General features: G+C 71.0%; 21 protein-coding genes. 10 read left to right on the top strand and 11 right to left on the bottom strand.

Translation table 11 applies throughout. The features are described from left to right. Nucleotides 1-388 precede the first annotated feature (388 nt). From EOINJALH_RS29175 to EOINJALH_RS29210, 8 genes are all read left to right on the top strand, one after another. A complete protein-coding gene (locus EOINJALH_RS29175; RefSeq protein WP_088286985.1) occupies nt 389-616 on the top strand; it encodes a sulfurtransferase TusA family protein in 228 nt (75 codons plus the stop codon). A gap of 9 nt (nt 617-625) precedes the next feature. Next, nucleotides 626-1,093 carry a sulfur carrier protein DsrE2 gene (gene dsrE2 / locus EOINJALH_RS29180; RefSeq protein WP_088286895.1) on the top strand — a complete coding sequence of 156 codons (468 nt, stop codon included), beginning with the start codon at nt 626-628 and terminating at the stop codon, nt 1,091-1,093. Nucleotides 1,094-1,165: 72 nt separating this feature from the next. Continuing rightward, on the top strand, nt 1,166-2,287 hold the full coding sequence (locus EOINJALH_RS29185) for a YeeE/YedE family protein (protein WP_088286896.1): 1,122 nt from the start codon (nt 1,166-1,168) through the stop codon (nt 2,285-2,287). Continuing rightward, on the top strand, nt 2,284-2,868 hold the full coding sequence (locus EOINJALH_RS29190) for a DUF3365 domain-containing protein (RefSeq protein ID WP_088286898.1): 585 nt from the start codon (nt 2,284-2,286) through the stop codon (nt 2,866-2,868). The genes EOINJALH_RS29185 and EOINJALH_RS29190 overlap by 4 nt, the downstream gene beginning before the upstream one ends. A gap of 87 nt (nt 2,869-2,955) precedes the next feature. Beyond that, nucleotides 2,956-3,522 carry an RNA polymerase sigma factor gene (locus EOINJALH_RS29195; protein ID WP_158219943.1) on the top strand — a complete coding sequence of 189 codons (567 nt, stop codon included), beginning with the start codon at nt 2,956-2,958 and terminating at the stop codon, nt 3,520-3,522. Between the two features lie 66 nt (nt 3,523-3,588). Then, on the top strand, nt 3,589-4,071 hold the full coding sequence (locus tag EOINJALH_RS29200; RefSeq protein WP_088286902.1) for a hypothetical protein: 483 nt from the start codon (nt 3,589-3,591) through the stop codon (nt 4,069-4,071). After that, complete coding sequence (locus EOINJALH_RS29205) at nt 4,068-6,758, top strand: CHAT domain-containing protein (RefSeq protein ID WP_088286904.1); 2,691 nt, start codon at nt 4,068-4,070, stop codon at nt 6,756-6,758. Before EOINJALH_RS29200 ends, EOINJALH_RS29205 begins: the two co-directional genes overlap by 4 nt. Nucleotides 6,759-6,819: 61 nt before the next feature. Continuing rightward, nucleotides 6,820-8,124: a S8 family serine peptidase gene (locus tag EOINJALH_RS29210; protein ID WP_144290219.1), complete on the top strand. Its 1,305-nt coding sequence runs from the start codon at nt 6,820-6,822 to the stop codon at nt 8,122-8,124. A 51-nt stretch (nt 8,125-8,175) separates the two neighbouring features. Here EOINJALH_RS29210 and EOINJALH_RS29215 read toward each other — a convergent pair whose 3' ends face one another. From EOINJALH_RS29215 to EOINJALH_RS29265, 11 genes are all read right to left on the bottom strand, one after another. After that, entirely contained in the window at nt 8,176-8,718 is a 543-nt protein-coding gene (locus EOINJALH_RS29215) for a hypothetical protein (protein ID WP_088286908.1), read from the bottom strand. Nucleotides 8,719-9,445: 727 nt separating this feature from the next. Next, nucleotides 9,446-10,531 (bottom strand): Sfum_1244 family protein, encoded by a 1,086-nt coding sequence (locus EOINJALH_RS29220; RefSeq protein WP_144290220.1) that lies wholly within the window; start codon nt 10,529-10,531, stop codon nt 9,446-9,448. Between the two features lie 2 nt (nt 10,532-10,533). After that, nucleotides 10,534-10,947 carry a hypothetical protein gene (locus EOINJALH_RS29225; RefSeq protein ID WP_088286912.1) on the bottom strand — a complete coding sequence of 138 codons (414 nt, stop codon included), beginning with the start codon at nt 10,945-10,947 and terminating at the stop codon, nt 10,534-10,536. Between the two features lie 62 nt (nt 10,948-11,009). Further along, entirely contained in the window at nt 11,010-11,225 is a 216-nt protein-coding gene (locus EOINJALH_RS29230; protein WP_088286914.1) for a hypothetical protein, read from the bottom strand. An 11-nt stretch (nt 11,226-11,236) separates the two neighbouring features. Then, nucleotides 11,237-11,644, bottom strand: a complete 408-nt coding sequence (locus EOINJALH_RS32445) for a S24 family peptidase (RefSeq protein ID WP_199873508.1) — start codon at nt 11,642-11,644, stop codon at nt 11,237-11,239. Further along, nucleotides 11,641-13,104 (bottom strand): 2Fe-2S iron-sulfur cluster-binding protein, encoded by a 1,464-nt coding sequence (locus EOINJALH_RS29240; RefSeq protein ID WP_088286918.1) that lies wholly within the window; start codon nt 13,102-13,104, stop codon nt 11,641-11,643. Before EOINJALH_RS29240 ends, EOINJALH_RS32445 begins: the two co-directional genes overlap by 4 nt. 36 nt (nt 13,105-13,140) lie before the next feature. Then, the gene (locus EOINJALH_RS29245) at nt 13,141-14,070 is read right to left on the bottom strand and encodes a TauD/TfdA family dioxygenase (RefSeq protein ID WP_088286920.1); all 930 of its coding nucleotides are present in this window, start codon (nt 14,068-14,070) and stop codon (nt 13,141-13,143) included. An 18-nt stretch (nt 14,071-14,088) separates the two neighbouring features. After that, nucleotides 14,089-14,718 carry a hypothetical protein gene (locus EOINJALH_RS29250; protein WP_088286923.1) on the bottom strand — a complete coding sequence of 210 codons (630 nt, stop codon included), beginning with the start codon at nt 14,716-14,718 and terminating at the stop codon, nt 14,089-14,091. A gap of 32 nt (nt 14,719-14,750) precedes the next feature. Beyond that, the gene (locus tag EOINJALH_RS29255) at nt 14,751-15,080 is read right to left on the bottom strand and encodes a TusE/DsrC/DsvC family sulfur relay protein (RefSeq protein WP_088286925.1); all 330 of its coding nucleotides are present in this window, start codon (nt 15,078-15,080) and stop codon (nt 14,751-14,753) included. A 37-nt stretch (nt 15,081-15,117) separates the two neighbouring features. Further along, on the bottom strand, nt 15,118-15,738 hold the full coding sequence (cas6, locus tag EOINJALH_RS29260) for a type I-MYXAN CRISPR-associated protein Cas6/Cmx6 (protein ID WP_158219944.1): 621 nt from the start codon (nt 15,736-15,738) through the stop codon (nt 15,118-15,120). A 5-nt stretch (nt 15,739-15,743) separates the two neighbouring features. Beyond that, nucleotides 15,744-15,959, bottom strand: coding sequence for a DUF6967 family protein (locus EOINJALH_RS29265; RefSeq protein ID WP_088286929.1), 216 nt, complete (start codon nt 15,957-15,959; stop codon nt 15,744-15,746). A gap of 218 nt (nt 15,960-16,177) precedes the next feature. Here EOINJALH_RS29265 and dsrA point away from each other — a divergent pair, with 218 nt between their 5' ends. Further along, nucleotides 16,178-17,476 carry a dissimilatory-type sulfite reductase subunit alpha gene (dsrA, locus tag EOINJALH_RS29270; protein WP_088286931.1) on the top strand — a complete coding sequence of 433 codons (1,299 nt, stop codon included), beginning with the start codon at nt 16,178-16,180 and terminating at the stop codon, nt 17,474-17,476. 15 nt (nt 17,477-17,491) lie between these two features. After that, complete coding sequence (dsrB, locus tag EOINJALH_RS29275) at nt 17,492-18,559, top strand: dissimilatory-type sulfite reductase subunit beta (RefSeq protein WP_088286932.1); 1,068 nt, start codon at nt 17,492-17,494, stop codon at nt 18,557-18,559. Nucleotides 18,560-18,567 lie beyond the last annotated feature (8 nt).

The following is an 18,567-nucleotide window of genomic DNA, read 5'->3' on the forward strand; positions in this document are numbered from 1 at the left end:
CTGGCGCCCAGCGCCTTGATCGCCTCGGCCATGGTCTTGGCCTCGAAGGCCGGCGCGCTCCACGCGGCCTGCGCCGTGGCAGGCAACAGCCCGAAGCCGCCCATCAGGGCCGCCAGCCCCGCGCTGCGTTCGAGCAGCTGTCGTCTTGTGTGCATGAACCCGGTCTCCTTGTGCAGCAATGGCCAACACCTCACGGCGCGCGCCGTCGGGTCAGCTCAGGTGCCGAACCCCCTGGCCCGACACCGGGCGGAGCGTGACCGAAAAGCGGCCTCGCTCGTACTACCCATATGGGCTATGACTCATCCCCCATCGCGGGAATAGACGCTCCGGCGTGGCAGCGACGCTAATGTGGAGCAAAGATGGCACCATCGCCATCAAGGAGAAGAGCATGAAATTCGACAAGGAGTTCGACGCCTCCGGACTCGCCTGCCCGCTGCCCATCGTCAAGACCAAGAAGTCGCTGGCCGACATGACGCCGGGCCAGGTGCTGCGCGTGGTGGCCACCGACCCCGGCTCGGTGTGCGACATGGCCGCGTTTGCCGAGCAGACCGGGCACGCCCTGCTCGAATCGGGTGAGGAAGGCGGCAAGTACGTCTTCTTCCTGAAGAAGGGCTGAGGACGCGCCATGGCCAAGAAGATGGCGATCATCGCCACGAAGGGCGCACTGGACATGGCCTACCCGCCATTGATCCTGGCGTCCACCGCAGCGGCGCTGGGCTGGGAGGTGCAGATCTTCTTCACCTTCTACGGCCTGCAGTTGCTGCGCAAGGACCTGAGCGGCATCGCCATCAGCCCGATCGGCAACCCAGCCATGCCCATGCCGGTGCCGATGCCGGTGGTGGTGGCGATGCTGCCGGGCATGGAGGCCATGGCCACGTCGATGATGAAGGCCAAGATGAAGAAGAAGGGCGTGGCCTCGCTGACCGAACTGCGCGACCTGTGCCAGGAGGCCGAAGTCAAGTTCATCGCCTGCCAGATGACGGTGGACCTGTTCGACTTCTCGAAGGCCGACTTCATCGACGGCATCGAGTACGGTGGCGCGGCCACCTTCATGAAGTTCGCCGGCGAAACCGACGTCTGCCTCTTCATCTGAGCGGCTGCTCGTCTGAGCAGCTGATCCCCCTCACGGCCCGCCCACGCGGCGCGGCGGACCTGGAGACGACGCATGACTGCAGCCGCACCCGATCTCGCCAGCTGGGTGGTGTGGGGTGGCTTCGCCCTCGCCTTCCTGTTTGGCGCGATCGCCCACCGAAGCAACTTCTGCACGATGGGCGCGCTGTCCGACATCGTCAACATGGACCACTGGGGCCGCATGCGCATGTGGCTGCTGGCCATTGCCGTGGCCGTGGCGGCCAGCGCGGCCTTGTCGCTGACCGGCCAGGTCGACCTGGGCAAGTCGGTTGTCCAGCGGCCGGTGCTGCCCTGGCTGTCGCTGGTCGTCGGCGGGCTCGCCTTCGGCGTCGGCATGACCATGTCCGGCGGCTGTGCCAACAAGAATCTGGTGCGGCTGGGCGGCGGCAGCGTGCGATCTCTGGTGGTGCTGGTGTTCATGGCCATTGCTGCCTACATGACGCTGAAGGGCCTGTTCGGCCAATGGCGGGCCGCGCTGCTCGACCCGGTGGCCATCGACCTGGCCGCCAGCGGATGGAAGGACCAGTCCCTGGGCACGGCTCTGGCCCGCGTGGGCGGCCTGGAGGCCCGCGCGGCACAGATCGGCGTGGCCTCGGCCGTGGTGCTGGCGCTGCTGGCCTTCAGCCTCAAGGACCGGCGCTTCCGCGCCAACCGCGTGCAAGTGGCCAGTGGCATCGCGCTCGGCCTGCTGGTGGCGGCCGGCTGGTACGTCAGCGGCCACCTGGGCTATGGCGAGAACCCCGAGACGCTCGAAACCGTGTTCCACGGCACCAACAGCCGCACGCTCGAATCGCTGAGCTTCGTCGGGCCGACCGCCTACACGCTGGAACTGCTGATGCTGTGGACCGACAAGTCGCTGCACGCGACCATGGGCATCGCCTCGGTGCTGGGCGTGGTGGCCGGCTCGGCGATGGTGGCGCTGGCCACGCGCAGTTTCCGCTGGGAAGGCTTCGCGTCGCTGGCCGACCTGCGCAACCAATTGATCGGCGCCGGGCTGATGGGCTTCGGCGGCGTCACGGCGCTGGGCTGTACGGTGGGCCAGGGCCTGTCGGGGATCTCGACCCTGGCCATCGGTTCGTTCATCGCCTTGGCCGGCATCGTGGCAGGATCGGTGCTCACTCTGAAAGTCATGCTGTGGAAAATGGAACAGGAATGACGCGTCCAGTCTGCTGGGCCGCGACGGTGGCCGCGAGCCTCGCCCTGCTGGGCTGCACTGCGCCAACGCCAGCAGAACCACCCTGGGTCGCGCAGGCCCGCGGTGTCGCGGCCGCGGTGCCGCCCAAGCTCTTGAACGTGCTGCGCGACGAGATCGACCGTGGTGGCCCGGAAGGCGCCATCGAGGTCTGCCGCGAACAGGCTCCGAAGATGGCCAAGGCCGCCTCCGAGCAGTCGGGCTGGTCGGTGCGCCGGGTGAGCCTGCGCAACCGCAACCCGAAGGCCGTGCCCGACGCCTGGGAGCGTGCGGCACTGGAATCCTTCGACCGGCGTGCCGCGGCTCGAGAGCCGGCCACGCAACTCGAGCTGGCCGACACCGTGCAGGAGAACGGCCAACGCGTGCAGCGCTACATCCGCGCGCTGCCGGTGGCCGAGCTGTGCGTCAGTTGCCACGGCCAGCCGCAAGACCTGAAGCCGGCGGTCAGCGCCAAGCTGAAGGCCTTGTACCCCGACGACCACGGCGTGGGTTACCGCGTCGGCGACATCCGCGGCGCGATCACGCTGAGGCGGCCAGTGCCGTAGCGGGGCGCGGCGCATGCGGCCGCTGCGGTCGCGACGCCCCCAAGACCTTGTTCCGATCGTTGCCACCCTGCATGCTAGATTGGTGGCGTGCCGGACCTGGACTGCGACACCTCCGATGCTGACCTGGTGCAGCGCTGCCGCGATGGCGACGAGCGATCCTGGCGAGCGCTGGTCCGCCGCTATGAGCGACTGGTCTACACCGTGCCCCGCCGCGCCGGGCTGAGCCCCGAACAGGCGGCCGACGTCTTCCAGTCCACGTTCTCGCGCCTGTTCGAACACCTCGACGGCGTGCTGGACGGCGCACGCGTCCGGGCCTGGCTGGTCACCACCGCGCGCCGCGAGACCCTGCGACTGCTGGAACGCCTGCCGCCTGCGTCGCGCGCCGACCCCGACGACGCTGCCGTCGAGCGGCTGGTCGACGGGTCGCCGCTGCCCGACGACGTGCTGGACGCGCTGCAGCAGCAGCACCGGGTGCGCCGTGCGGTGGCGCAACTGGACGATCGGTCGCGGCGTTTCGTCGAGCTGGTGTTCCTGCGCGACGAGCCACCGTCCTATGAAGAAATCGCCGCCGAACTCGGCATGCCGATTGGCAGCATCGGACCCACCCGCGCACGCTGCCTGGCCAAACTGCGCGAGCTGCTGGCGAAAGAGTAGGCCAATGTATTTTTTCGTATCAGCGGCGGTCTGTGCCGGCGTGCGCACCCCAGGAAGGCCGAGACCATGAACCCCGACGACGATCTCGAATCCCTGCTGCGCGCCAGCCGTGCGCTGGAGGCGCCGCCCGAGCACGTGGTGCACCAGGCCTTTGCGATCTGGCGGCCGCGCCGCCAGCAGGCACCGTCGCCGCTGCGCCGACTGCTGCTGGCCGCGCTGTCGTTCGACAGCGGCTGGACGCCGCTGGGCGCCGCGGGTGTGCGCGCCACGGGCGGACGCACGCGCCAGATGCTGTTCACCGCCGAGGGCCTGGACATCGACCTGCGCATCGCGCCACAGCCCGACGGCCGCTTCGTGCTGAGCGGCCAGGTGCTGGGGCCCGATGGCGGCGTGGCGCTGTCACTGCATGTCGGCGACACCGAGCAGCGCCTGGCGCTCGACCGGCAGTCCGAGTTCCGTTTCGAGCCGGCGCCTGCGGGCGACTGTCGCCTCGTGCTGCACCTGGCGGACGCCGAGGTCGAGCTGCCGCCGGTGGTTCTGGAGACGTGAGCGCCCTCGAACATGCCTGGGCGCTGAAGGACGCGTGCTATGCCGCCTGGGCGCGAGATCCTGCGGCCGCACGCGCCGCGGCCGACGAACTGGCCACGCTGGCCGCCACGGTGCCGCACGAGCCGGCCGTGCAGGCGCTGGCGGCGTGGACGCGCGGCATCGCCGAGCTGGCCGCCGGCGCACTGGCCGCCGCCCTGGGCAACCTGCAGCGCGCGGCAGGCGCCTTCGCCGCCAGCGGCGACCGCCGCCGCGAAGCCGAGGCCCAGGTGCCGCAGCTGATGGCGCTGGCGCTGCTGGGCCGGCACGACGAGGCGGTGGTCCTGGGAGAGCACACGCGCGCCGTCTTCGCCGCGGAGGGTGACGAGGCTGCGGCGGGCCGGGTGGAGCTGAACCTGGCATCGATGCTGATGCAGCGCGACCGCTATGCCGAGGCCGCTGCGATGTACCGCGCTGCGGCGCTGCGATTTGCGCGCAGTGGCGATCGGCAGCACTCGGTGATGGCCGACGTCGGCCTGGCCGACGCGCTGGCCTGGCAATTCGAGTTCGACGAGGCCGAGCGCATCCACGAACGTGCCGCGCAGCGCGCCGCCGCGCACGGGCTGCTGGCGCTGCGACCACTGATCGACGCCAGCCGCGGCCGCATGGCGCTGCACCGCGGTCAGCACGCGCAGGCCTTGGCGCACCTGGTGGCGGCCCTGTCGGCCACGCAGGCCCAGGGGCAGCGCCAGCTCCAGGGCGAAGCCGAACGCCAGCTTGCCGACGCCTATGCCGCCTTGCACCTGTGGCCCGAGGCTCAGGCCTTGTACGACCGTGCCGTCGACACGGCGCAGGCGCTGGACACGCCGATCGAACGCGCCTGGGCCTTGGTGCAGCGGGCCGATGTGCTGGCAGCCCGCGGCGTGGCCGAGGCGGCCGCGGCCGATCTGGCCGCTGCGCGTGCCCTCTTCGATGGCCAGGGCAACGCGGTGGGCAGCGCCCGCGTCGCGCTGCAGGCGGCCGCGGTGGCGCTGGGCCGCGGAGACGCCATCGCTGCGCTCGCCGATGCCAGCCGTGCCGCAGCCGTCTTCGCCGGCGCCGGCGTGCGCAGCTGGCATGGCGAGGCCGAAGTGCTGGCGGGCGAATCCCTGCAGGCTCTGGCCCGCCCGGCCGAAGCCGCCGCGCGTTTCGTGGCCGCGCTGACGGCCGCCGACGGTGTGCCGGAGATCGAAGCGGCCTGCCACACCGGCCTCGGCCGCAGCGAGGCCGACCCGGCAGCCGCCCGGGCGCGGTTCCAGCAAGCGGTGGCCTGCATCGAGCGGCAGCGCGCGGCACTGGCCGGCGACGAGTTCCGCATCGCCTACGGCAGCGGTCGACGCACGGCGCATGAGGCCCTGGTGCAACTGGCGCTGGACGAAGGTGATCCCGAGGCCTTGTTCGCGGCCATGGAAGGCGCGCGCGCCCAGGCCATGCGCCACAGCGCGGCGGCCGACGAGGCGCCGGCTGCGGCAGCCGAACGAGAGCGCTGGCGCTGGCTGCACGGCCAGTGGCGCCAGGCGCTGGCCGGCAGCCCGGCGGCACGCGCCGCCGACCTGCAGCAACGCATGCAAGCCGCCGAGCACGACTGGCTGGAAGCCGAACGCCGCGCACGCGCCACGGGGCCCGGAGGCACGGCGGCCGCATCGCTGCCGACACTGGACAGGCTGCAGGCCGCGCTGCCGCGCGACGGGGCGCTGGTCGAATACGTGCAAGCCGGCGATCGACTGGCCGCCTGCGTCGTCACGCCCGGTCGGGTCGAGATCGTCGCGCTCGACGGCAGCGGTCTGGCCGAGCAGATCGAACGCCTGCGCCTGCAGCTGGACACCTTGCGCCACGGCACCCACCGCCTGCAGCGCCACGCCGGGCAACTGGCGGTGCGCGCGCGCGCCCACCTGACGGCGCTGCATGCCCGGCTGTGGGCGCCGCTGTTGTCGGCGCTGGGTGCGGCATGGCGCGTCATCGTCGTGCCGCACCGCAACCTGCACTACGTCCCGTTCGCCGCGCTGCACGACGGACGCTCCTACCTCGTGGAGCGCGCTGCACCCAGCCTGGCCCCGAGCGCCGCCCTGTGGTTGGCGGCGCAGCCGCGGCAGGCGATGGCAACAGCATCGCGTGTGCTCGCACTCGGGCACGGCGGCACCGCGCTGCCGCACGTGTACGCCGAGCTGGACGCGGTCGCCGATGCCTTCGGGCCAAGGGCCCGGGTGCTGCGTGACGGCGATGCCACCCTGACGGCGCTGCGCCAGCACCTGCCCGACACCGACGTGCTGCACCTGGCCTGCCATGGCGAGTTCCGCGCCGACAGCCCGTACTTTTCGGCCCTGCACCTGGCCGATGGCCCGTTGACGCTGCGCGATGCCGCCGAGTTGCCACTGGCTGGTACCCGCCTGGTCACGCTGTCGGCCTGCGAAACTGGGCTGAGCCGCATCGCCCCGGGCGACGAACTGCTGGGGCTGGTGCGCGGCTTCCTGCTCGCCGGCGCGTCGGCGGTGCTGGCCTCGCAATGGACCGTGGAGGACGAGGCCACCGCAGACCTCATGGGGGCCTTCTATCGCCGGCTGTGCGCCGGCACCGGGGCCGCCGAGGCGCTGCAGGCGGCTCAATGCGAGATGCTGGCGCGCCACCCGAACCCGTGGCACTGGTCGGCCTTCTCACTGAACGGTCTTCGCTGATCGGGTATTTTCACGGCGGCCGAGCGGGTCTGTGAGGCCCGCAGTGGACTTGGAGTTCCCGATGAAAGCATTCTCTGCCGCCCTGGGCAGCCTCGCGCTGGCCGCCAGCGCCGTCGCACAGACCCCGGCGCCCGACGGCGCACTGCCCGGTGAAATCGTCGTCATGCTGCAGACCGGCGCGTCGGTGCACGACATCGCGCGCCGCCATCGCCTGACGGTGCTGGACCAGTTCGGCCAGCGGCCGATCTGGCGCCTGAAGCAGACGCTGGACAACGACACGACGCGCACGCTGGCCTCGTTGCGGCGCGACTCGCGCATCCGCTTCGCCGAGCCCAACGTCATCGGCCAGACGCCGGAACGTCGCCACCTGCTGGTGTGGGCCATCGGCAGCGGCTCGGGCAGCTGGGCCGCCCAATGGGCGCCGCAGGCGCTGGCGCTGCCCCAGGCGCATCAGCTGAGCACCGGGACCGGCGTGCGCGTGGCTGTGCTGGACAGCGGCGCCGACCTGGCCCACCCGCAACTGGCCGGGCGCTGGGCACGCGACGCTGCCGGGCGCCTGCTGGGCCGCGACTTCGTCGATGCCGATGCCGACCCGTCGGAAGGCGGCAGCGCGGGCGACGCCGGCTGGGGCCACGGCACCCACGTCGCCGGACTGGTGGCGCTGGCCGCACCGGGCGCCACACTGTTGCCCGCGCGCGTGCTCGACGCGTCCGGCCGCGGCAACCTCTGGGTGGTGGCCGAGGCGCTGATGTGGGCGCTGGACCCCGACGGCAATCCGGCCACCGACGACGGTGCCCACGTCGTCAACCTGAGCCTGGGCACGACCCGGCCGACGCGGCTGCTGAACACCGCGATCGAGCTGGCCACCTGCAGCGACGACGACGACAACGAGGACGACGACGACTATTCCGACCCCGGCTTCGACGCCGACCGTGCGCGCTGCGACCTGCGCGGCGGCGCGGTGGTGGTGGCCGCCGCCGGCAATGGCGGCAGCGGCACCGAGCTGCAGTACCCCGCGGCCGAAGGCGCCGAAGGCCAGCTCGCGATCGCCGCCACGCAGGCCGATGGCCGCCTGGCGCCATTTGCCAACCGTGGCACTTGGGTGCAGTTGTCCGCGCCGGGCGACCAGATCGTCAGCACCCTGCCCGGCGGCGGCTGGGCCACCTGGAGCGGCACCTCGATGGCCGCGCCGCTGGCCGCCGGGGTGGCCGCCCTGGTGCGCGCGCGTCAGCCCGACTGGAAGGCCGTCGACGTGACCAAGCGACTGCAGGACCGCAGCGTGGCCGGTTGCGGCACGTCGATCCGCGCGCTGCATGCGCATGGCGCGGTGGCCGACTTCGTGCCGCCCGACCCGGCCTGCCGCTGAACGAGCGAACGGGGCGCCGAAGCGCCCCGTTCGTTCATGTAGCCGCGATGGTCACAGGCGCGCGCACTGGTCTTCCTTGCTCGGCGACACATTGCCCGCACCGGTGGGCGCCGGCATGTTCGCCTTGCACTGCAGGTTGCCGTTCATGCGGTTGCCCTCCAGCCGCACGCCACCGGTGTTATTGAAGGCCTGCAGGTTGCCGCCGACGATGTTGCGGCTGGCGGCGACCGGGGCGCGGTTCTCGTCGAAGTACAGGTCGCCGTTGATGCGTGCGCGGTCGACCGTCGCGCTGCCGCCCTGCACGATCTGCACCGAGCCGCCGATGATCGACGCGCCACCCACGGTGACCGCGTTGGCGCCCTCGGCCTGGATATTGCCGTTGACCGTGACACTGGTGGCCAGCAGCGTGGCACCGGTGCCGACGACGATGCTGCCGGTGAGCCGGGTGCGCTGAAGCAGGCAGGTGGCGCCGTCGGGCACGAAGACGTTGTCGAGCGCCACGGCGCCCACCGTGCCGCGGCAGGTGAACTCTTCGGCCCAGGCAGGGGACGAGACGGCCGCCAGCAAGGTGGCGGTGATGATGGCATTGCGCATGGGAAACTCCTGTCGAAGTCTGTCGGTTGCGGTCCGGGCAAGATGGCCCGACCGTGCGCACAGACCCGCCAGGGGCCTCGGCTGATACCTTCATCGTGAATCGGCCATCGCGATGCCAGAGCGGGCGGCCTTGTGGCCGGGGCCAGCCCGCAGGACCCTGGACCTGCGCTTTGCCCATCTGCCCCGGAGACACCGGACACCCTGCCGCGCTGACCGGGTGAGAACCCAGCATCGGCCCGGCAGGCCCGTGGCTCGACCCGACGCCGACCGGCAGCACCCGGCCCGTTGCGCGAACCACCGGCGCCGGCCCCAAATGCAATGCCCCGCACGGTGGCGGGGCATTGGGTGGAAACCTGATCAGGCTTCCAACGTCACATTGCTGTGGCGCATTCCGGCAGGCTGTGCCGGCGTTGGGTGGAGTGCATGGTGGTCGGTGCGATAGGTCAACCCTCCTCACGAGACTCTGGCCGATTCACCTCTTGAAGTTGCCTTCGCGTCGGTGTCTCAGTGCCTTTAGTAAACGCCATTCCGGGCGCGCCGTCAAGCCCTCTTCGGTGCCCCGGCCGCGGAAACTGCCACGTGGCGCACGGCCGCTTCTGGCGATCGCGCCGGCGCCTTCCGTGGCAGGTCGACTGCGCCGCCTTGCAGGCGACCGCTGCGTCGGCAGGGGCCATCGGCGCCTCGCTGCGCCGCAGGGAACGGTGTGGGCCCGCGCCTCGCAATCGCCTCATCCGCGGCACACGGCCTGCGGCGACGTGAGCAGCGCGTCGATGGCGGCTCCGGCGCGTTCGCAGCCGCGGTCGTGCAGGTCCAGCACCTGCTGCGCCAGCGACCAGAAGTGCGCCTCGCCCGCCACCGCGGCATGGCGCAATGCAACACCGCCATCACCCTGCTGCCACGCATGGTACGCGTGCTTCAAATCCGGGAACAGTGACTCTCGCACGCCATCGAAGCCGGCGAACCAGACATGGATCGAAGGCGACGCGCCACGGTCCAGCAGCGTCGGCAGCGTGACGCCGAGGTCGGCCAGGTGGTCGCGCAGCGCCCGTGCGTGCAGGTCGGCGCGCCGGCCCGGCAGCGACAGGCGCATGTCGGCCCAGCGCGTGCCCAGGCGCTGGCCGGCGCGATGCTCGCCGAGCTCGTGCAGGATCACGGCCTCGCTGAAGTCGTCGAGCCAGCGCGGCAGCGCGGCGTCGAAACCGTCGTCCAGCGCATAGGCCTGCACCACCGCATGGAACGGGCTGCCCGGGCTGCGCCGCAGCGTGAAGGCCTCGAACTTCTCCCAGCACCACCGTGCCAGCGATTCGCGGCGCAGCACGATGGCCGCGCGACCTGCGGCGTTGTCCAGCGCGGCCGGCGGCGCCACCAGGCCGCGCGCCAGTTCGCGCCCGGCCACCTGCACCTCCAGGCCGTCGCGCCACAGCACGGCGTGGCGCTCGGCCAGGAAGAACACCGGCCGCTGTGCTCCGACCAGGCCCGCGCCATAGTGCAGGCCCGCGGGCGCCAGGCGGGCATTGACGGCGGCGACGTCGAACGGGTCCAGCGACAGACCATCCGGCAGGGGCAGCGGCCGAAAGGCCTGCTCCTCCAGCGTCGTCCACAGCGCCTCGCGCTCGGCCAGCCAGGCGCCGACCGCGCCGCGGTCCAGTGCGGCACCGAAGCCCAGGCCGCGCTCCCAGCGGTGGAACTCGCGCATCTGCAGCAGGTAGGTGCACAGCGTCATGTCGGCCGCGTGGCGGGCGTCGGCGATGTGGCAGTTGGTCTGCACCGCCTCGACGAGGTCGGCGCAGCCGGGCGGCACGGTGCCAGCCATCGTCAGCCGGCGCGGCGCGGGCGCGGTCGCCAGGCCACCACCGTGGCCACGATGCCCGGCCACGGCAGATCGGCCAGGCTGCCGTGCCGCTGCTGGGCCAGGCCGACCAGGCGATGGACGTCGGACACCGGTTCGTCCAGCGCCTGCTGCACGCCGGCCAGGCCACCGCAGTGCAGGCGCAGTGCCTGCGCGTGGATCAGCGGCTGCCCGGGCCGGGGCAGCTTGAGCGCGAAGCGCGCGCGCTCGTGCAGCAGCGCGGCCAGCGTGGTGCAGTTGATGCGGGCCACCGGCGACGGGCACTCGACGACGTCGCGCTCGCCGAGCGTCCGGCGCGTGGCCAGCGCGCAGCCGGCCGATCGCGCCAGCAAGGCGCGCGAGAACACGCAGGCGGTGGCGCTGTCGCAGCAGCAATCCATGGCGTCGTGGGCCGGTGGAGTTGGTTCTGGACCAGTGCGCCGATGTCTCGACCGGATGCCGATCAGTCGTCACCGGCCGGGGCCGGGTCGCGGATCTGGCACAGCAGGTCTTCGGCAAGTTGTTCGTTGTTGGCGAACATCACGCGGATGCGGCTGGTCGAGTCGGTCTGCGCCGCGCGCGCCGCCTTGGCGTGCGCCGACGCGTCGCGGAAGGCGGCAAACTCAGCCAGCTTCTCGAGCTGTGCGAACGGCTTCACCTGGTACACGAAATAGGGCATGGCAAACGCTCTCAGACGTAGTGTCGGGTCAGGCGGCGGCGGCCGGGCACGGCGGCCTGGATGACCACACCGTGCACGGCAGAAAGATCGTCCAGCGGCTGGTCGGGCCAGGCCGGGTTCAACGGGTGCAGCCACCAGCGCTCGCCGCGCCGCACCAGCTGGCGGAAGGTCCACTCGCCCTCGGCCTGCGCCAGCACGTAGGCGCCGTCGCGCAGCGCGCCCTCGGGCTCGATCAGCAGGATCTCGCCTTCGCTGAACTCGGGCGCCATGCTGTGGCCGATGACGCGCAGTGCGAAGGCCTCGCCACCGCTGCAGGCGGCCGCAGTGGCGTCGTCGCCGCCGCGGGCCGAGGCCTGCACGTCGTGCGCGCCGCACCCTCCGGCCGCCACGCCGGGCCCCTTGCATGCACAACCGCTCACGACAGCGTCTCCTGGAAGACCTGTGCCGCGGGCACGCCTGCGGCGCGCAGTTCGTCGCGCACCCTGTCGACGAAGGCCTCGGGGCCGGCCAGGTAGAAGTCGCAGTCGATGTCGAAGAGGTCGGCGCGGATGGCCTCGGCCACCTGTCGCGCGCCGGCCGCGGCGTCGGCCTCGCTGAACAGCGTGTACTCGAACAGGTCCAGCGCCTCCGACCAGGCCCGGCATTGGTTGGCCATGAAGTGCCCGTCGGCGCGCGTGGCCAGCCAGTACAGCGACAGCGATGGCGCCGCGTCCAGCGACAGCGCATGCTCGATCAGGCTCTTCACCGGTGCGAAGCCGGTGTCGCAGGCCACGAACACCAGCGGCCGCTGGCCATCGGCCAGCACGAACTCGCCCACCGGGCCCCACAGCGTGACGGCGTCGCCGGGCCGCAGCGCGCCCGAGAACACCTGGGCGGCAAAGGCATCGTCGGGCTCGCGGGGCACGAAGAAGTGCAGGTTGCGGTCGTCGCAGGGGCAGCTGGCGATGGGCAGCGTGCGGCGCACGCCCGCGCCCAGCGCCAGGCCCAGCGTGACCGATTGGCCAGCCAGGAAGCGCAGCCGCTGGCTGCGCGGCGTCTGCAGGTGCAGCAGGCGGGTGTCGGGCGCCAGCTCGCGCACCGCGCGCACCTGGGTGACGAGCTGCTGCACCGGGATGTCGGCCGGACCGGCGGCCTCGAGCGACTCGAGCGTCAGCGTGCCGCTGGCGGCAGTGTGCGCACAGGCGAGCACGTAGCCCTGCGCCTTCTCGGGCTCGGACAACGGGTAGTCGGTGGCCATGGTGCGCGTGACCTGCCCGTCGATCACCCTCACCTTGCACATGCCGCAGGTGCCGTTGCCGCAACCGTAGTTGAGCTTGAGCCCGGCGCGCATGCCGGCCTGCAGCAGCGTGTCGTGGCCCTCCACGGTGAACTGGTGGCCGCTCGGCCGCAGCGTCACCTGCGCCGACACCATCTTGAGCACATCGTCCATGACATCCAGCATGTCGACCGGTTCGGTGGCCAAGGCACGCGCCAACCCGTCGGTCAGCTGGCGGTGCAGCGCCGCGAGGCGCGGGTCTTCGGCGGCGCCCGCCGCCAGTTGCTCGCGCAGCGCGATCACCAGCGCGTGGTAGCGCTGCAGGTGGCGTTGCACGTCGGCCAGCTCCTGGCCCTGGCTGAACAGCCGCTGCGCCAGCACCTCCTGGCTGGGCAGCAGGCGCTCGCGCACGCGGCGGCCGAAGGCCTCGTCGCGGATCTGCGCCACGCGCTCCATCAGGCCCGAGGCCTCGAGCTCGGTCTGCGGGTACAGGCGCAGCAGTGTCTCGGTGGACACCAGCCCATCGGCCAGCTCGATCTCGCCGGCGCGCACGCGCTGCTGCAGGACGCCACGCGGCACGCCCACCAGCTGTGCGGCACGCCAGACGGTCAGCCACTGGGCCATGGGCGGGTCTCGATCAGTGCCAGCGCGCCCGGCCGATCAACGCCACGGCAGCTCGGGCGCGGCGCTGCGGTCGAGGTAGCGCGCGCGGTACAGCAGGCGCGGCTGACGCGAGTCGTCGTGGAAGGCGCTGCGGTCGTGCAGCACGTTGTGCGACACCAGCCCCATGCCGGCCTCCATGCGCACGTGCAGCACCTGCGGCGACTCACTGGACAGGATCGCCTGCAGGCAGTCGACCGCCGCCCGGGTGGCCGCGTCGTCCTTCCACTGGATGCTGCGGGTGCGGGCGGTGTAGCGCATGTGCAGCGCGCCATCCGCCGTGTCGACCGAGAAGACCGGGCCGGTCGTCGCCGCCCGGGCCACGCCGTCGTCGTCTCGGCGCTCGGGGATGGTCATGGCGTCGGGCGCCATCAGGGCGCGCACGTGGTCCGGCGACGCGTCGCGCAGCGCGATGTAGGCCAGCTCGTGGTCCATCAGCCCGTTGACGCCGCCCTCGCACGCCGGCCGCACGCAGTGCAGCACCATGCCGCGGATGCGGCGCTCGGTGCCCTGGTAGTAGCCGTCGGTGTGCCAGCGGATCGGGTTGTCGGTGTAGGGGATGTAGCCGCCGCGGCCGTCGGACTGCGCCGACACCGCGATGCGCGAGACGCCGTCCTCCTCGGCCAGCCAGTGGCCGTCGAGCTGGCACAGGCCGAGCTGCCGGCCCAGGCCGGTGACGACGTCGCGGTCGCATGCCCGCGCCGGCCCACGGTACAGCGCCATGTTGGCGCGCGACAGGCGCTGCAGCAGCGCCTCGCGCTCGGCCACGGTCAGCGCCAGCGGATCGGCGATGTCGACCAGCAGGTCGTCGATGCCGGCCGGGCGGGCCGCCAGCTTGGCGTCGCGCCAGCGGCGGTAGCTGGCCTCGTCGTCGAGGTCGAAGGGGCTGGCCTGACGGGCCAGGGTGGTCGATCGCAGGGGGGCGTTCATGGTGGGTTCCGTTCGTGTTCAATCGCCGCTGACCGACGAGTGGCGCATGCGCCGCGGCGCGGTCGAGCACAGGTCGCGCAATGTGCGCTGCACCAGCGCCACCGCGTCGGGCGCCTCGACCGCCATCACCTGGTCGAGCACCCAGCGCTGGTCCTTGGGCGGCAGCGTCGGCTCCAGGCGGCGACCGAGGTAGCGCAGGAAGCCGAAGTCGGGCGTGAACTCGGCCGCGCCGGGCTCGCCACCGAACTCGGCATAGTGGTCGTGCAGTTCGTTGAAGAGGTCGATGAAGCGGTCGCGCGGCATGGGCTGCCCGGCTGGCGGCGCGCCCAGCAGGTCGAGCTCGTTGCCCTGCAGCGTGTCGGCCACGTGCAGCACCAGCGCGGTGGTGAAGGCCACGCGCGTGGAGCCGTCGAAGCGCTCGTGGGCCAGCCGGTCGGCCACGGCCACCAGGAACACCAGCATCTCGCGCATGAAGGCGAAGTAAGGCTCGCCGGCGTCGATGTCGTACTCGGCGCCGCGCATGCGCTTGAGCGTCTGCTGCGCCACGCGCCAGATCGTGAAGCCCATCGCCCCGGCCTGCTGCTCGGGCGTCTTGGGCGCACCGGGCCGGAACCAGTGGGTCTTGAGGCGGATGGGGGCGGTGCTCATCGCTGGCGATCAGCCGGGGCGCGGGGCCGACATCAGTAGCCGCCCTTGCCCAGCGGCTGCGGCAAGCCAGCCACCTTGCAGCCCTGCTTGGCCGGCCCGATCGGGAACAGGTCGTACAGGCCCTTGCTGTCGATGCCCGGCATCAGCTCGGCCAGGCCCTTGAGCATGTTGCGGAAGTTGGGCGTGTGGCCATGCTCGCGGTACTCGTCGCGCAGGTAGTTCACCACCGTCCAGTGGGCGGGGGACAGCGTCAGGCCCTCGGCCGCGGCGACGACCTCGACGATCTCGTCGCTGAAGTCGGGGTCGAGCAGGTAGCCCTGATCGTCGGTGTCGAGTTCGGTGCCGTTGACGACGTAAGGCATCGGTCGGGTCTCCTGGGTTGGGGTGGTGGGATGTGGATCAGCGCTCGCCGCCCACGGCGGCAGCAGACTTGTGCGGGACGAAGAGGCCGCAGCCCCACAGCCGGTGCGGGCCCACGCCAAGGTCGAGCAGGCGCAAGGCGTGCGCGGTGGTCAGGCCGTCGACCATCAGGCTGAAGCCGGGCTGCGGCTGCGCGCCGTAGTCGAACTGCTGCAGGCGGCCGCAGATGCAGCGTCCGGCGATGCCCAGGCGCTGCAGTTCGCCGCCGACCGCGGCCAGGAAGGCGGCCTCGTCGTCGCTGGCGGCGGCCACCAGGTGGGCGTAGAGCGTGCCGTGCGGCAGCAGGTCGCGCGGCCGCGGCGGGCCATCGAGCTGAAGTGTCTGCCCGCCGATGTCGAGCGTCTCGCCAGTGAGCACCGACAGGGCATCGACCTGGGTCCGCGGCACGCGAAGCGTCAGGCGCGAGCGGCCGGACAGCAGCGCCTCACGGCCGGCGCCGGCCGATACATTGATGCGGTGCACACCGGCGCCGGGCCAGTCGGCCAGACCGGGCACGCGGGCTTCGAGCGCGTCGGACAGCGCGCGGCGGTACTCGCGGGGCACGGCCTTGCCTGCCAGGGCGAACGCCACGTCGACCATCTCGGAGCGGGGATCGGCCATGGCCATCAGCCGCGCGGCTGGGCCTGCGCCCAATCGAGCAGGGCGCGGCCCCAGGCCTCGGCCGTGATCGGGTCGATGTCGAAAATGGTGAAGCGGCTCTTCTCGCGGATGCGGGTGCGCAAAAGACTCATGCCTTCGCCGTCGAAGTCGATCTGCTGCAGTTCGATCTCCTGCCCGCCCAGAGGCGCGCGCAGAGAGGCCAGTGACGTGAGTCGGGTCATCCGGGCATTGAGCCTGCGACGGCGGCACGGCGTCCATACCCGGTACGGGTGACCGGCCCATACCCCTTTCGGGTAGTGCCGGCACTGCCCGCAAGGTCTATCGTGACCTACCCCTCCCGAGGGATGGCGCGGCGCAGACCGTGGCCCCAACATTCGCCGCCATGCCACCCAACCGCCTGGGTTGTGGTGCAGGTGCCCCGAACACAGGAGACAAGCTTATGGCCAAGAAGCCGCACGACACGCCGATGCTCGACGAGCTGGAGAGCGGCCCCTGGCCGAGCTTCGTCACCGGCCTGAAGCGCCTGGCCCAGGACAAGGACTACATGGTCGACCTGATGGGTCAGCTGGAGACGTCCTACCGCACCAAGAAGGGTTACTGGAAGGGCGGCACGGTGGGCGTGTTCGGCTACGGCGGCGGCGTGATCCCGCGCTTCACCGAGCTGAAGAACGAGGACAACACGCCGGTGTACCCCGACGCGGCCGAGTTCCACACGCTGCGCGTGCAGCCGCCGGCCGGCATGCACTACACCACCGACGTGCTGCGCAAGATGTGCGACATCTGGGAGAAGCACGGCTCGGGCCTGATCGCCTTCCACGGCCAGAGCGGCGACATCATGTTCCAGGGCGCCAAGACCGACAAGGTGCAGGACGCCTTCGACGAGCTGAACGAGCTGGGCTTCGACCTCGGCGGCGCCGGCCCGGCGGTGCGCACCAGCATGAGCTGCGTGGGCGCGGCGCGCTGCGAACAGAGCTGCTACGACGAGGCGCGTGCGCACCGGCAGGTCATCAACACCTTCCTCGACGACATCCACCGCCCGGCCCTGCCCTACAAGTTCAAGTTCAAGTTCAGCGGCTGCGGCAACGACTGCATGAACTCCATCCAGCGCTCGGACATGGCCGTCATCGGCACCTGGCGCGACAACATGCGCACTGACGAGGCGCTGGCCCGCAAGTGGTTCGACGCGCACGGCATGAACGAACTGGTGAACAACGTGATCACACGCTGCCCCACCAAGACGATCCTGCTGAAGGAGATCAAGGATGTCGACACGGGTGATCGCATCTCGAGCGTGAAGCTCAGCGACACCCATGCGCTGGAGATCGACAACAGCAACTGCGTGCGCTGCATGCACTGCATCAACGTGATGACCGGCGCACTGGCGCACGGCACCGACACCGGCGCCACCATCCTCATCGGCGGCAAGCGCACGCTGAAGATCGGCGACCTGATGGGCACGGTGGTGGTGCCCTTCATGCCGCTGAAGACCGACGAGGACTACGAGGCGCTGGTCGAACTGGGCCAGAAGGTGATCGACTTCTTCGCCGAGAACGCACTCGAGCACGAGCGCACCGGCGAGATGATCGAGCGCATCGGCCTGGTCAACTTCCTCGAAGGCATCGGGGTGGAGATCGACGCCAACATGGTGTCCACACCGCGCACCAACCCCTACGTGAACACCGCCGGCTGGGACGACGAAGTCGCCCGCATCAACGCCAAGAAGCAATCGGCAGCCTGACCAGGAGACCACGACATGGCCATGCGTCCCCCCATCGAAAGCGGCGTGCCGGACAACAAGCAGTACCTGCACCCCACCCTGCTGAAGAACTACGGCAACTGGAAATGGCATGACCGGCCCCGGCCGGGCGTGCTGCACCACGTCTCGCACACTGGCGACGAGGTGTGGAGCGTGCGCGCCGGCACGCAGCGGCAGATGGACGTCTACACCATCCGCAAGCTCTGCGACATCGCCGACACCTATGCCGAAGGGCATGTGCGCTTCACCATCCGCTCGAACATCGAGTTCATGGTCAGCGACCCGAACAAGGTGGCGCCGCTGATCGAGGCCCTGACGAGCAACGGCTTCCCGGTGGGTGGCACCGGCAACTCGGTGTCGATGATCGCCCACACCCAGGGCTGGCTGCACTGCGACATCCCCGGCACCGACGCCTCCGGCGCGGTGAAGGCGCTGATGGACGACCTGTACGCCGAGTTCATCCGCGAGGACATGCCCAACCGCGTGCACCTCTCGACCAGCTGCTGCGAGATCAACTGCGGCGGCCAGGCCGACATCGCCATCATCGTGCAGCACACCAAGCCGCCGAAGATCAACCACGACCTGGTGGCCAACGTCTGCGAGCGGCCCGCGGTGGTGGCGCGCTGCCCGGTGGCGGCCATCCGCCCGGCTCTGGTCAACGGCAAGCCCTCGCTCGAGGTGGACGAGAAGAAATGCATCTGCTGCGGCGCCTGCTACCCCCCGTGCCCGCCGATGCAGATCAACGACCCCGAGCACAGCAAGCTGGCCATCTGGGTGGGCGGCAAGAACAGCAATGCCCGCGGCAAGCCCACCTTCATGAAGATGGTGGCCTCGGGCCTGCCCAACAACCCGCCGCGCTGGCCCGAGGTGTCGGCCATGGTGAAGAAGATCCTCTACACCTACAAGGAAGACGCCCGCTCGTGGGAGCGCCTGTCCGACTGGGTGGAGCGCATCGGCTGGCCGCGCTTCTTCGAGAAGTGCGACCTGCCCTTCACCAAGTACCTGATCGACGACTGGCGGGGCTCACGTGCGAACCTCAACGCGTCGACGCACATCCGCTTCTGACCAGGACG

Origin of the sequence: Ideonella sp. A 288, from assembly GCF_002198735.1 — a bacterium.
Classification (GTDB): domain Bacteria; phylum Pseudomonadota; class Gammaproteobacteria; order Burkholderiales; family Burkholderiaceae_C; genus Pseudaquabacterium.